Origin of the sequence: Streptomyces sp. NPDC002232, assembly GCF_042890295.1 — a bacterium.
Taxonomy (GTDB): domain Bacteria; phylum Actinomycetota; class Actinomycetes; order Streptomycetales; family Streptomycetaceae; genus Streptomyces.
On the sequence record NZ_JBIARV010000002.1, the window covers coordinates 17,386 to 30,421 of the forward strand.

General features: G+C 74.8%; 9 protein-coding genes. 1 reads left to right on the plus strand and 8 read right to left on the minus strand.

The features are described 5' to 3' along the window. Nucleotides 1-11: 11 nt before the first annotated feature. The 3 genes from ACFYXU_RS06865 to ACFYXU_RS06875 form a co-directional block, all read right to left on the minus strand. Entirely contained in the window at nt 12-215 is a 204-nt protein-coding gene (locus ACFYXU_RS06865; RefSeq protein WP_361399589.1) for a hypothetical protein, read from the minus strand. 136 nt (nt 216-351) lie between these two features. Beyond that, nucleotides 352-468, minus strand: a complete 117-nt coding sequence (locus ACFYXU_RS06870; protein ID WP_329856355.1) for an SGM_5486 family transporter-associated protein — start codon at nt 466-468, stop codon at nt 352-354. A gap of 17 nt (nt 469-485) precedes the next feature. Next, nucleotides 486-1,823: a CynX/NimT family MFS transporter gene (locus ACFYXU_RS06875; protein ID WP_389456784.1), complete on the minus strand. Its 1,338-nt coding sequence runs from the start codon at nt 1,821-1,823 to the stop codon at nt 486-488. 63 nt (nt 1,824-1,886) lie between these two features. Here ACFYXU_RS06875 and ACFYXU_RS06880 point away from each other — a divergent pair, with 63 nt between their 5' ends. Next, on the plus strand, nt 1,887-2,606 hold the full coding sequence (locus tag ACFYXU_RS06880) for a FadR/GntR family transcriptional regulator (RefSeq protein ID WP_376515206.1): 720 nt from the start codon (nt 1,887-1,889) through the stop codon (nt 2,604-2,606). On the opposite strand, the gene ACFYXU_RS06885 is transcribed toward ACFYXU_RS06880, so the two are convergent. From ACFYXU_RS06885 to ACFYXU_RS06905, 5 genes are all read right to left on the minus strand, one after another. Beyond that, entirely contained in the window at nt 2,545-2,958 is a 414-nt protein-coding gene (locus ACFYXU_RS06885; RefSeq protein ID WP_389408372.1) for a hypothetical protein, read from the minus strand. The two genes, ACFYXU_RS06880 and ACFYXU_RS06885, sit on opposite strands and share 62 nt — an antisense overlap. Before the next feature lie 259 nt (nt 2,959-3,217). Continuing rightward, nucleotides 3,218-3,994: an enoyl-ACP reductase FabI gene (gene fabI, locus ACFYXU_RS06890; RefSeq protein WP_329856359.1), complete on the minus strand. Its 777-nt coding sequence runs from the start codon at nt 3,992-3,994 to the stop codon at nt 3,218-3,220. Nucleotides 3,995-3,999: 5 nt separating this feature from the next. Beyond that, the gene (gene fabG / locus ACFYXU_RS06895) at nt 4,000-4,719 is read right to left on the minus strand and encodes a 3-oxoacyl-[acyl-carrier-protein] reductase (RefSeq protein WP_361399599.1); all 720 of its coding nucleotides are present in this window, start codon (nt 4,717-4,719) and stop codon (nt 4,000-4,002) included. A 139-nt stretch (nt 4,720-4,858) separates the two neighbouring features. Continuing rightward, nucleotides 4,859-6,541 carry a hypothetical protein gene (locus ACFYXU_RS06900; RefSeq protein ID WP_389456786.1) on the minus strand — a complete coding sequence of 561 codons (1,683 nt, stop codon included), beginning with the start codon at nt 6,539-6,541 and terminating at the stop codon, nt 4,859-4,861. Nucleotides 6,542-6,701: 160 nt separating this feature from the next. Beyond that, entirely contained in the window at nt 6,702-12,836 is a 6,135-nt protein-coding gene (locus ACFYXU_RS06905) for a hypothetical protein (RefSeq protein ID WP_389456788.1), read from the minus strand. Nucleotides 12,837-13,036: the final 200 nt, after the last annotated feature.

Genomic DNA, 13,036 nt, shown 5'->3' on the forward strand with positions numbered 1-13,036 from the left:
GCCACTCCGACTCAGAGAGAGAGCGTTTGCCAGAGGTGCTCCAGGATCCGGCCGACCGTGGGGTCGACGCTCGCCGCCTGCGCCTCGCCCGGCCCCGCCATCAGGACCAGGAGGGCGAGGAAGGCGGCCGCGGGGAGCGCGAGGGCCCACCAGGGCAGCCGGGTGTCGACGCCGGTGGCCGTGGTCCGTACGCCGGGGTGCGTGGGGGCCGACATGACCGCCTCCGTGGGTGAGTTCCGCGCTTTCGCCGTCGTCACCAACGTACGGACGGCGGGTCCCGCGGCCCATCCGGTGATCCACCCACTTCCCCCTGAGACCCACCCCCTAGGGGATGCGGGGGCTACCCCCACCTCACGGGGAGGCGAAGGAGGCGATGACGCCGATGACGACGGTGATGCCGAGCATCGCGCCGAGCACGATCAGCAGCTTCTTCTGGCCGTTCTGCGGACTGGGTTCGAGGTAGGGCATGGGACCAGTCTCGCATCTCAGCATTCGTCCTCGACCGTCCGGTCCCTGCCCGCGAGGGTGCCGACGATCATCTGCGGCACGATCAGTCCGCCCATGAGGGCGATGGGCAGGCCCCAGCCGCCGCTGTGCTGGTAGAGCACGCCGACGAGGAGCGGGCCCGGGATCGAGATGAGGTAGCCGACGCTCTGGGCGAAGGCGGAGAGCCGGACGACGCCGGCGCCGGTGCGCGAGCGCATGCCGATCATCGTGAGGGCGAGCGGGAAGGAGCAGTTGGAGATGCCGAGGAGCACCGCCCAGACCCAGGCCCCGGCAGCGGGGGCGAGGAAGAGGCCGGTGTAGCCGGTGAGTCCGCACAGCCCCAGGGCGACGACGATCGGGCCCTGGTTCTTCATCCGGGTCGCGAGGCGCGGGATGACGAAGGCGAGCGGGACGCCCATGACCATGGTGACGGCGAGCAGCACGCCCGCGGTGGTGGCGGGGACGCCGGAGTCGCGGAAGATCTGCGGCATCCAGCCCATGGTGATGTAGGCGCCGGTGGCCTGGAGGCCGAAGAAGACGCCGAGCGCCCAGGCGGTGCGGCTGCGGGTGATGCGGGGCGCGGCGGCCGGGGCCGCGGCGGCGGTCGCCGACCGGTCGGCGCCCGTGTCGGCGCCCCGGTCGGTGTCCCGGTCGCGCAGCAGCGGGAGCCAGGGCAGTACGGCGAGCGCGGCGAGGACCGCCCAGACGCCGAGGCCGAGGCGCCAGCCGCCGCCGAGGGCCTCGGTCATGGGGACGGTCGCGGCCGCGGCGATCGAGGTGCCGAGGGCGAGCGCCATGGAGTAGAGGCCGGTCATGCTGCCGACGCGGTCGGGGAAGTACCGCTTGACGATGACGGGCATCAGGACGTTGCTGACGGCGATGCCCATGAGGGCCAGGGCGCTGGCCGCGAGGAAGCCGGCGGTGCCGGTCGCGAAGGGCCGGAGGAGGAGGCCGGTGAAGATCGCGGCCATGCCCGCGCAGACGACGGCGGCGGGGCCGAAGCGGCGGGCGAGGCGGGGGGCGGTGATGCCGAAGACCGCGAAACAGAGCGGGGGGACGGAGGTGAGGACGCCGGCGACGCTGCCGCTCATGTGGAGGTCGCCGCTGACCTCTTCGAGGAGGGCGCCGAGGCTGGTGATGGCGGGGCGCAGGTTGAGCGCGGCCAGGACGAGTCCGACGGCGACGAGGCCGAGGGGCCACCGGCGCTGCGGGGCGGCGCGGTCCGGTGCGGGAGAATCCCCGGCTGTGGTGGCCGCCACCGCGGAGGTACCGGCCGGTCGCGCGGTGGTCTCCGCCGGTGTCACGGCGGGGTCGAGGGTCTTCGGCTCGTCAGGCATGAGGCCATCATAGAATCATGGGATGATTGGTTGTCCAATCTCGAACGAATGGGAAGGCGCTCCATGGCCCTCGGTCACCCCCGGCGCACCGGTCTCTCCGATCAGGTGATCGCCGAACTGCGGAACCAGATCACGTCCGGCGAGTGGCCGGTGGGTTCGCGCATCCCGACCGAACCCGAACTGGTCGAGCAGCTGGGCGTCGCCCGCAACACGGTGCGCGAGGCGGTCCGCGCGCTCGCGCACAACGGGCTGCTCGACATCCGCCAGGGCTCCGGGACGTACGTCGTCGCCACGAGCGAGCTGGCGGGCGTGATGCACCGGCGCTTCGCCGGCTCCGACCCCCGGCACGTCGCCGAGCTGCGCTCCACGCTGGAGTCCGCCGCCGCCCGGTTCGCGGCCGGGCGCCGCTCGGAGCGGGACCTGAAGCAGCTGGACGCCCTGCTGGTGCGGCGCGAGGAGGCGTGGGAGTCCGGTGACGCGGAACGGTTCGTGACGGTCGACGCCGCCTTCCACCACGCGGTGGTCGCCGCCTCGGGCAACGAGGTCCTCACGGAGCTCTACGCGGACCTCGGCGATCTGCTGCGGGACTGGCTGCGCGACGATGTCGGGCAGGTGCTGCGGCCGGAGAACCACATGGACCACGCGCGCCTGGTGGACGCGATCCGGGAGGGCGACGCCGAGCGGGCCGGCACGGAGGCGGCCGGCTACCCCTTCCTGTGCCTCAGGAGCCCCGTACCGGAGGAGGGTCCTGGGCGGGCGCCGGGTCCGCGGGCTGGTGCGTGATCCAGGCGGACCGGACCTCTTTCCAGCAGCGGCCGGTGACCTGGGCGTAGTCGGCGGGCTCGACCTCCACGGGGGCGCTGTCGCTGTCGACGTCCCACCAGCGGTCGCACTCGACGTGGAGGCGGATCCGGTCGGTGCGGGGGTACGGGTTGTTGCAGTGCGCGGTGACGCGGGAGCCCTCGACGACGGTGCGGCAGGAGGCCCCGAAGTTCTCCGGGTCCCCGGCCGCCGCCGTGGCCGGAGGGTCCTCTGCGGGGGCGGGGGCGGCCCTCAGCTCGGCGGCCACGGCCGTCCCGGTGATCAGGACGGCGACGGAGGCGATCACCCCGAAGCCCCGACGTATCGCGCGCATGCCCGTACCTCCTCCCCGTCAGCAGCAGAACGTCACGCTCTGCCCCAGTCTGGGGTCGTTCGGGCTACTTTTCGACCCGTGCAGGAGTTGCGGAACGGCTAGGGCCGTGTGTCCGCGGCGGAGGCGGGTGGACGACGACGCCTGTGTCCGCCGGTGGGAGCACGTGAACCACGAAGAGGCCATGGGGGCGCGTGAACGACGAAGGGCCGCGCGTCCGCCGCTGGGGCGGGCGCACGGCCCTTCGGTCACTGCCGGGTGGTCAGGCGCCGATCGCGTGCAGACCGCCGTCGACGTGGATGATCTCGCCCGTGGTCTTCGGGAACCAGTCCGAGAGCAGCGCGACGATGCCGCGGCCGGCCGGCTCCGGGTCCGAGAGCTCCCACTCCAGCGGGGAGCGGCTGTCCCACACGGAGGCCAGCTCGCCGAAGCCCGGGATGGACTTGGCGGCCATGGAGCCGAGCGGGCCCGCCGAGATCAGGTTGCAGCGGATGTTCTGCTTGCCGAGGTCGCGCGCCATGTAGCGGCTGGTGGCCTCCAGGGCGGCCTTGGCCGGGCCCATCCAGTCGTACTGCGGCCAGGCGAACTTGGCGTCGAAGGTGAGGCCGACGACCGAGCCGCCCTCGGACATCAGCGGCAGCAGCGCCATCGTCAGCGACTTCAGGGAGAAGGCGGAGACGTGCATGGCGGTGGCCACGGACTCGAACGGCGTGTTCAGGAAGTTGCCGCCGAGGGCGTCCTGCGGCGCGAAGCCGATGGAGTGGACGACGCCGTCGAGCCGGTCGCCCAGGTGCTCGCGGACCTGGCCCTCCAGGCGGGCGAGGTGCTCGTCGTTGGAGACGTCGAGCTCCAGGACCTTCACCTTGTCGGGGTGGGGCAGCTTCTTGGCGATGCGCTCGGTGAGCGTCGGCCGGGGCCAGGCGGTGAGGATGATCTCCGCACCCTGCTCCTGGGCCAGCTTGGCGGCGTGGAAGGCGATGGAGGACTCCATCAGCACACCGGTGATGAGGATGCGCTTGCCCTCGAGAATTCCGCTCATGGTGATCAGTGACCCATGCCCAATCCGCCGTCAACCGGGATGACGGCTCCAGTGATGTACGAGGCGTCGTCGGAGGCGAGGAACTTCACCGCCGCGGCGATCTCCTCCGGCTGCGCGTAGCGGCCCAGCGGCACCTGGGACACGATGCCCGCGCGCTGCTCGTCGGTGAGCACCTTGGTCATGTCCGTGTCGACGAAGCCGGGGGCGACGACGTTGAAGGTGAGGTTGCGCGAGCCCAGCTCACGCGCGAGGGAACGGGCGAAACCGACCAGGCCGGCCTTGGAGGCGGCGTAGTTCGCCTGCCCCGCGGAGCCCAGCAGTCCGACGACCGAGGAGATCAGGACGACGCGGCCCTTCTTGGCGCGCAGCATCGCGCGGTTGGCGCGCTTGACGACCCGGAAGGTGCCGGTGAGGTTGGTGTCGAGGACGGACGTGAAGTCCTCCTCGGTCATGCGCATGAGGAGCTGGTCCTTCGTCACGCCGGCGTTGGCCACGAGGACCTCGACCGGACCGTGCTTCTCCTCGATCTCCTTGTAGGCCGTCTCCACCTGCTCCGCGTCGGTGATGTCGCACCTGACGGGAAGGCAGCCGAGTTCGACCAGGGCGGCCGGGGGCTCGCCGGAGCGGTACGTGATCGCGACCTTGTCGCCGGCCTCGGCGAACGCGCGGGCGATGGCGAGGCCGATGCCCCGGTTTCCTCCGGTGACGAGAACCGAGCGGCTCAACGGATCACCCTTTCGATAGCGGTCTGGTAGCCGAAAACCTATCGGTATCCCTCCCGACATGAGCAATCGACCTCCGACAGTGGCGTACGGGCGTCACTGTCGGATCCCTACAGCTCCGGGGTGGTTCGACGGGGGTCCGCTAGGCGCGCAGGTCCGCCCCGGCCAGCTCGGCGCACAGGTCGTCGAGCGTCCGGTCGTCGAGCACCGAGCGGTGCGCGAGTGCGTTGCGCGCCCTCACGAGGAGCCGGAGGAGCCGGGCGTCGTCCGGGGGCAGGGCGAGGGCCCCGCTGATGTGGGCGCGCAGCAGCTCGCCCACCTGGAGCTCCAGGAACGCCCGCTCGGGCCCGCCGCCGGTGTGCGCGGCCGGCCGGTCGGCGTGGTCGGCCACGACGGCGGCGGCCGGCCGGTTGAGGTGGCCGAGCGCCCGTACGGCGAGACGCTGTCTGGCCTCCTCGATCCACGGGAAGAGCACGCGCTGCTGGGCCTGGGACAGGTGCGTGGCGAGCCGTGCCCGCGCGTCCGCGGCGGGGGCGTCCGGGTGCCAGACGGCCGGGTGCGGTCGCAGGAGCCCCTCCCAGGAGACGACGGCGCCCCGGGCCCAGGCCCGGCGCAGTTCGGCGCCCGGCCGCGCGAGGGCGCCGATCCGGCGCAGCGGCGGGCAGTCGGCCGGGACGGGGCCGGGCAGCGTCGCGAGGCAGCGTCCGAGGACGGCGCCGAGGGTGTGCTGGGCGCCGTCCCACTCCGCTGCGAGGAGCCGGGCGAGCTCCAGGTCGGGGCCGCAGATCTCGACCACGGTCTCGGCGCGGACCGCGCGGCGTATCCGCTCGCCCGGCGGATCGCGGTCCCGGCCGCCGGGGGCGGGCCCCCGGTCGAGGACGGGGGCGATCGCGGCGGCCGTGTCGTGGCGCCCGAGCGCGCCCCACCACCAGTGCACGGCGGTGTCGCCGAGGCCGTGCCGGAGCTCGTCCGGGAGGGTCTCGGGCAGGTCGCGGAGGCGGGCGACGACCAGCAGCCGGGGGCGCTCGCCCGGGGGCAGGCCGGCCTCCTTCACGGCGGCGGCGAGCGACCGGAAGAGCCGCTCGACGGCAGCGCCGCGCGGGTGCGTGACGCCGGCACCCGCGCCCGCTTCCGCACGCGGGTCCGCGCCGGTGTCCGCGCCGGTACGCGCGCCCCCGCCCGTACGCGCGGCCGTACGCGTCTCGGCGCCCGCGCCCGTCCGCGTATCCCCGCCGGTGTCCGGGTCCGGGTCCGGGCCGCCGTCCCGTTCCGTCCAGGCACGGACGCCGACGACCGGGCGGCGGTCGCGGCCCGGGGCGACCAGGGCGGCCACGGCCCCGTCGGGCTCGGCGGAGAGCTCCTTGGCCAGCCGGGCCAGCAGGCCGTACGGGTCGTGCCGGGGGACGTCGGAGGCCCGGCGGGGTGCCGGGAGCCGGGGCGGGCGGTCCTGGACGGACCAGCCGAGGTCGAGGTCGAAGCCGTCGTCGGGCAGGTCCAGGAACGGCAGGTCGTCGGTGTCGTCCCAGGGGCGGTCGTCGGGGTCGTCCCAGGGCGGGTCGTCCGACGGGCGGGGAGCGGGGTCCGCCGGACGCGGAGCCGGTTCCGCGTCTGCCGCACGCGCGCGCGGGGACGGGGCCTCCGGACCCGGCGCCGGGACGTCGACGTGCGCCGGGCCGGAGCGCAGGGCCTCCCGGTACAGCTCCTCCGCGAGGCCCGAGTCGACGAGGGCGTCGGTGACCAGCCAGAGGCAGTTCCGGCCGGCCGCAAGGTCGGCGGCGACGGCCCGGACCCTCGCCCGTACGCCCGGCAACTCGCCGGGCGGCACGGCGTGCGCGGCCGGGAGACGCGAGGCGGGAGCGGCCGGGACACGCGAGCCGGGAGCTGCCGGGAAGCGCGAGGGAGTCGAGCCCGGGAGACGCGAGGGAGGCGCTGCCGGGAAGCGCGAGGGAGTCAAGCCCGGGTCCCGGGGGCGTGCGTCCGTCACGTCACCTCTCCCCGGCCGCCGCCCGGGACCGCACCGCGCGGTAGGTCACCGGCTCCACGGCGAAGCCCTCGGGGGTCTCGTCGAGGACGCCCAGCAGGCCCAGGTGCTGGAGCCAGGCGTCGGTGTCGGCGTCGGAGCGTTCGACTGCGGCCGCCACGTCGTCGCGCGGCAGGCCCTGGCCCTCCTCCACGTATCCCGTCCAGGCGGAGAGGAGTTCCAGGTCGGCGGCGTCGAGCCCGGAGAGCCGCAGGTGCTCGTCGATGTTGCGGGGTCCGGCGATGAGCGCCCGGATCCGCTCGACGGCGCTGTCCAGCGTCGCCCCGTGCACGGACACGTCCGTCACCGCGGCCTCCATCCAGCGGGGCCAGCCGCCGGTCGCGGCGACCAGCCGGTAGCGGTCCTCCCGGGAGACGAAGGGGCATTCCGACCAGGCACGCAGGGCGTCCGCCGTCCAGCGCTCGGGGCGCAGCCAGCGGACGGCGAGCTCCTCGTGGCCGTCGTCGGCGGCGAGTCCGGCGAGGGCGGCGGCGTCGGCGACGACCACCACGGAGCGGTTCTCGTTGCCGCCGCTGCGCTGCTCGGTCTGCCGGACGAGGCGGTCGGCGGCGGGCCCGGCGTGGACCAGCATCGAGCGGACGGCCTCGCGGAGCCGCGCGGGGGGCGCGCCGCGCAGGTCGGCCATGATGACGTGGGCCTTGCGGCGGCGGCCCTTGAGGAGGGCGGTGAGGTCCTCGCCGTGGGTGTACGGGACGACTTCGACGCCCCGGTTGACGGCGAAGGCGGTGACGGCCCTGCGGACCAGCTCGGGCCGGTGGAGGGCGGTGGTGCCGATGAGGCTGACGCCGGACTGGGCGCTCTCGTGGAGCTGTTCCTCGGTGAGCGGGCTGTAGGTCTGGACGTTGCGGGCGTCACGGCCGAGGAGGCGCCGGGCGGCGTGCGGGTTGTAGTCGTAGGGCAGGCCGAACTCGGTTTCGCGCAGTTCGAGTTCGAGTTCCTCGCGGGTGCCGAGCATGTTGACGACGTTGGGGCTGCGGACGGCGAAGCGGGAGCGGTCGCCGAGCTGGATGAGCAGGCCGAGGCCGACCATCTCGGTGAGGAAGATCTGCGCCTGCTTGGCGGTGAGCATCTCGAAGCCCTCCGGCCACGCCTCACGGGCCTGCCGGAGCAGTTCGCTGGCGCTGTAGTCGCCGCGGTAGGCGTCCTGGAGGCTGCGCAGGGCTATGACGAGGGCGAGGACGCGGTAGCGGTCCTCCAGGTTGATGGTGAAGCGCAGCCGTTCGGCGATCTGGCGCCGGACGGTCTCGGAGGCGGCGACCTTCTGGACGTCGTCCTCGGTGATCCGGACCGGGCCGTCGGAGAAGGCGTACGGGCGGTCGTGGAGGACGCGGACGAGTTCGCGGCAGAAGATCTGCACCAGGTTGGCCTGGTAGTTGGTGATGGCGAGGATCCGCCACACGAGTTCGGGGCGCTCGAAGAAGTGGCCGAGCGCGGACATGGGCTCGGTGACCAGCCGGACGGCCGCCTGGGTGCCGAGGGGGCCGACGAGGACGTCGGGGCCGCCGTGCACGGTGGAGACGTTGGAGAGGTGGCCGAAGCGCTGGACCTGGTGGAGTCCCGCGAAGACGATCTTGAAGCGGCGTTCGGTCTGCTCCATGAGCCGCTGGAAGTGCATGACGTTGGGGAAGGTGGACTCGCTGCCGAGGCGGTAGGCGCGGCGCGAGTCGGTGTTGAGAAAGGCGTCCGCCTCGTCGGCCAGGACGAGGATCCGCCGGGTGTCGTCCTCCTCCAGCCAGGCCTGGATGTTCCGTACGACGACGTCGGGGCCGGCCTGGTCGGACATCTTGCTGTTGAAGACGCCCTTGCGCTTGAGGTCCTCGACCAGCCGGCTCCAGATCCGGTCGGGCGCCTCGGCGTGGCCGATCTCGGCCTTCAGGAGGTCGAGGTAGACCGCCACGTGGGTGTCGGCGCGGCTCGGGAAGATCTCCGCGACCCGGCGCAGCAGCGCCGACTTGCCGAGCTGCCGTCCGCCGTAGAGGAACATGCCGCCCTCGCGCCCCATGACCTCCCGCATCTCCTCGTCGCGGCCGTAGAACACCTCGGGCGGCACGAGCCCGGCCACGAACGGCGTGTACGGGTTGTACGCGGCCCAGGGCAGGGTGACGCGCTGGAGCGAGCGGAAGGAGCCGGGGGCGCGCGCCGCCATCCACCCCATCACCGCGGAGTCGACGACCAGCGCCTGCTGGGCGAAGGAGCGGGCGGACTCGGCGAGGCCCCGCCGTCCCTCCAGGCCGAGCGGGTGCAGGTAGAGCACGAGGTTGGCGCCGACGTCGGCGTCCTCCAGGTGGGCCAGCGGGCCGTCGGCGGGCTGCTCCTCCCAGACGAGGAGGACGGTGTACGAGGAGGCCCGGGAGCCGAGCGCCGCGACGTAGCCGGGGCGTTCGGCGACCCGGGCGCGCACCTTGAAGCGGCGCATGCCCTGGCCCAGGGCCACCCGCTCGGCGACGACCTGGCCCGGGGAGACGTCGAGACCGAGCAGCCGCAGGAGCCGGGAGAGGTGCTGGGGCAGCTCGCCGCGGCGCCCCTTCGGCCCGCACAGCGCCGCCCAGGCCTCCAGGCCGTTGGTGGCGGCCGGGGTCGGCGAGGAGGCCGGGTCGCCGTAGTGCTTCGCCCACCAGTCGGCCTCGACGCCCTCCCCGCCGGCCTTCGGCGCTCCCGGGGCGGTCACGCCGCCGAGGAAGGCGTCCAGTTCGGAGCCGTCGTCGTACCGGGCGCCCTGTTCGGGCAGCGGGGTGTGGCTCGTCGCGAGGGCGAGGAACTCCTGCGCCGTGACCGTGTCGCCCTCGTCGATGAGGCGGGCGATGCGGTCGTGGTCCCCGGCCGAGAGCGGCTGGTCGGAGCGGGCGCGCAGCTGGGCCAGATTCTCCCGGAGCTGCCGGGTGTAGTCCTCGACGAGGGTGACGAGTTCGGCCTCCAGGGCGCGCAGCGACTCCACGGCGAAGCGGTAGCGGCCCGACTCCTCGCCGTCGGCGAACTCCTGGAGCCGGCCCACGAACTCCCGCTCCTGGTCGGCCGCGAGCTGGTTCAGGGTCCGCATCTGGGCGAGCAGTCCGGCCGCCGCGCGGTGGTGCTCGGCGACCTCGCGCCGCCAGTCCTCGTGTCCCTGCGCGAGCCGCCGGGCCGCCGTCTCGGTCCACTCGGGGTCGGTGCAGCCGTACTCCTCCGGGTCGCCCTCGACGGCGGCGACCAGCGCGCGGGCGAGGTGCAGGTCTCCGTCGTCCAGGTACCGGACGAGGGCGTACTCGGCGTCGGCGGGCACGAGCAGGGCGGCGATCCGGCGGGCCGCCCGGGGGTCGGCGAGGTCCGGGTCGCCGAGGGCGTCGCGGGGCAGGTCGGGCAGGCGGAGGAGGGCGTCGGCGGGCGGCACGGGGCCGCCGTTCTCCCGGAGCCGGTCGGCGGCGGTGTCCGCGGGGCGCACCTGCTCCCCCGTCAGCCAGGCGTGCAGCAGCCCGAGCGCGGCGCCTCCCGTCCCGGCCGGGGCGGGCTCGGCGGCGACGTCGCGCAGGACCGAGGCCAGTTCCGGGATGCCCCGGTCGCTCACGCCCTGGTGTGGCCGGGAGGCGGTGTGGGCGGCCTCGGCGCGCATGAGGAGCTCGCCGACGCTGCGGCAGGCGGTGTGCAGCTGGCGGAGGGCACCGGCGGTGATCGGCTCCTTGGCCTGCTTCGACGTGCGGAAGAGGGCGTCGGTGTCCTCGATGAGCCGGTCGATGTCCTCCGCGCGCCACAGCTGCTCGCCCAGCGCCCGGAAGCCGGGGGTGCCGGTGTACTGGGCGGGGGTCTGGTCCGACCACTCGATGACCTCGTTGAGCGCGTGGCGCACGGTGCCCGAGGGGCCGAGGAGGTACTGGAGCACCTGGGAGGCCCGCTGGTACTTCATCTTGCGGCGCGGCAGGTCGTCCAGGAGCTGACGGGCGGTGAGGCCGATCTCCTCGCGGGTCGCGGCCTGCTGCCCCTCCACGCTGCCCTGGAGCATGCCGGGCTCGAAGGCGCGGCCGTCGCGGACGGCGGCCACGAGCACGTTCAGCAGGTGCTGCCAGGCGCCGCTGAGCCCGGAGGGCATGACGAAGCCGCTGATCAGACCGTGCGGCCAGCGGGTGGTGAGCCCGGTGCGCAGGGCGGCCGCGAGGGCCACGAGGTGGGCCTCGCGGTCCTGTCCGGCGAGCGCGGGGTCGAGCTCGTGCGCCATCTGTACGGGGGTGGCCTCGCTGTCGGAGACGCAGGAGAAGGCGGCGGCGGCGAAGGCGAGCGTGCGCGCGCGGACGTCGCTCTCGCGGGAGGCGACGGTCATCCAGTACGCCTCCGCCGGCCGCCCCTCGCGCAGCAGCCGGGCGACGGGCGGCTCGCTGCCGGTGTCCCAGGGCGCGTACGGGTCCCAGTCGGGTGTCTCGACGCCGCGCGGCCAGGGCTCGTCCTCGACGGTCACGGGGCCCGCGCCGGACGCACCGGACCCGGCCTCGGCGGCGGGCACGGGCGCGGCGGCGGGCTGCTCCTCGACGGCGACGGGACCGGGCTCGGGTCCGGTGGCGTCACGTGCCCCGGGCGCGGTGGCGGGCGGTGCGGCGGAGGGCCCCGACGCGGGCGCGACGGCGGTCCCGTGACCCGTCACGGCGGACTGCCGGGGCCCCGGCACCGAGGCCCCCGACCCGGGCACGGCGGCGGACGGTCCGGCGGAGGGCCCCGGTTCGGACGCGGCGGCGGACGGTCCGGCGACCGCCCCCGCCTCGGGCGCGGGCTCGGGCTCGGGCTCGGGCTCGGGCTCGGGCTCGGGGGAACGCTCGGGCGCCTGGGCCGGGAGCGTCGCCGGGGCCTCCGCGGGTGCGGCGTGTCTCCTCGCGTCCGGCCGGGGCGGTACGACCGGGGGCGGCGGCTCCACCGCCCGGCGGACGGCCTCGATCGCGGAGGCGCCCGCGCGGACCCGGTCCGCGGCCCGGCCCTGGAGCGCGGCCGCGTCACCGGTGCCGTGCCCGGTCGGTCCGTCCGGCGACCCGGCGGCGTCGCTCGCCTCCGGTCCGGCCGGGGCCGCCTCGGCCGCCGGGGCCGGGTCCGCGAGGGGCTCCGGCGGGGCGGGCTCGGCGGACGCACCCGGTGCCTCCTCCGCCGGCTCACGCTCCGGCGGCGGCGCGTCCAGCACGGCCAGCTGGGCCTCGATGCGCTCCAGGTGGCGCCGCAGGTCGGAGGCCTCGTCCTCGTCGTCGGCGAGTTCGAGGAGTTCGGCGTACCGCCCGGCCTTGCGTCGCAGGGCGCCGATCTGCTCGGCGCGCGCCTCGCGCAGGCGCGTCAAGCCGGCCTCGGCGTCGGCGTATCCGAGCCCGGGCCCCCAGTCGACGCCCTCGTCGGCGAACGCGGCGGCGAGCCGTTCGCGCTCCCGCGACCACCCGGTGATGCCGTCGCCGGGTGCCCCCTCGGGGAGGAGGCCGGCCTCGACGGCGTCCGCCGCCGTGCGCAGCGCGGCGGCGAGGAGCTCTCCGGAGCGACGGAGGCGTGCGAGCGAGGCGGGCAGGTCGGCGGGGGATGCGGTGCCCGGGGAGGGAGCGGTCACGGGAGCGGCGTCCTCACACTCGGAAGGGGTGTTCGTCTGGGAGGTGGGCGGGGCGTCGAGGCCCGGGCCGATGGTGTGCGCGTCGGGGGGCGGCGGGCTGTCGGCCGCCGCTCGCAGGGCGGCCTCGTGCTCCCGCGCGAGGGGTCCCACCGGGAGCCGGCTCGTACCGGGCAGCAGCATGCCGTGGAGGGCGCACCGCGCGAGGGGCGGGTCGAGCACCCGGAGCATGACGAGGAGTTCGTCGAGGGTGGGGTCGGTGAGGGCGCGCTCGGGGAATCCGTACACGTCGCGGAGGGCCCGCACGGCCCAGACGAGTCCGCAGGCGGTGATGCTCGTCAGCTGGGCCTGCTGCGCCTTCGCGAGGCGCACGCGGGCCGCGTGCAGTTCCCTGCGCGTGGGGGGCGTGGGCCGCGCGGGGCGGTCGGCCGTGTGGGCGTGTCGGTCGCCGCGTAAGCACGGATGCCAGGTCAGCAGGGACCTGAGCGCGTCCTCGTCCAGCGAGGACAGCCAGGACCTGACCCCGTTCACCCACCCGTGCATGGCGTGGATCATCTCATCGGATCGGTGGCGGATCCATGCCTCTGCCCCATTCCGATTCTTCAAGGGCCGTCGGGCGGATGCCTGTTGGGACGGCTTCCGCCGGGGGCGCACTCCAATGCGCCGACTCGGCCGCCCGTCCCGTGATTGACTTCCGGGACAGTTTCGACCGCCGTCTTCCGATCGCCGAGAGCGAGGCCGCT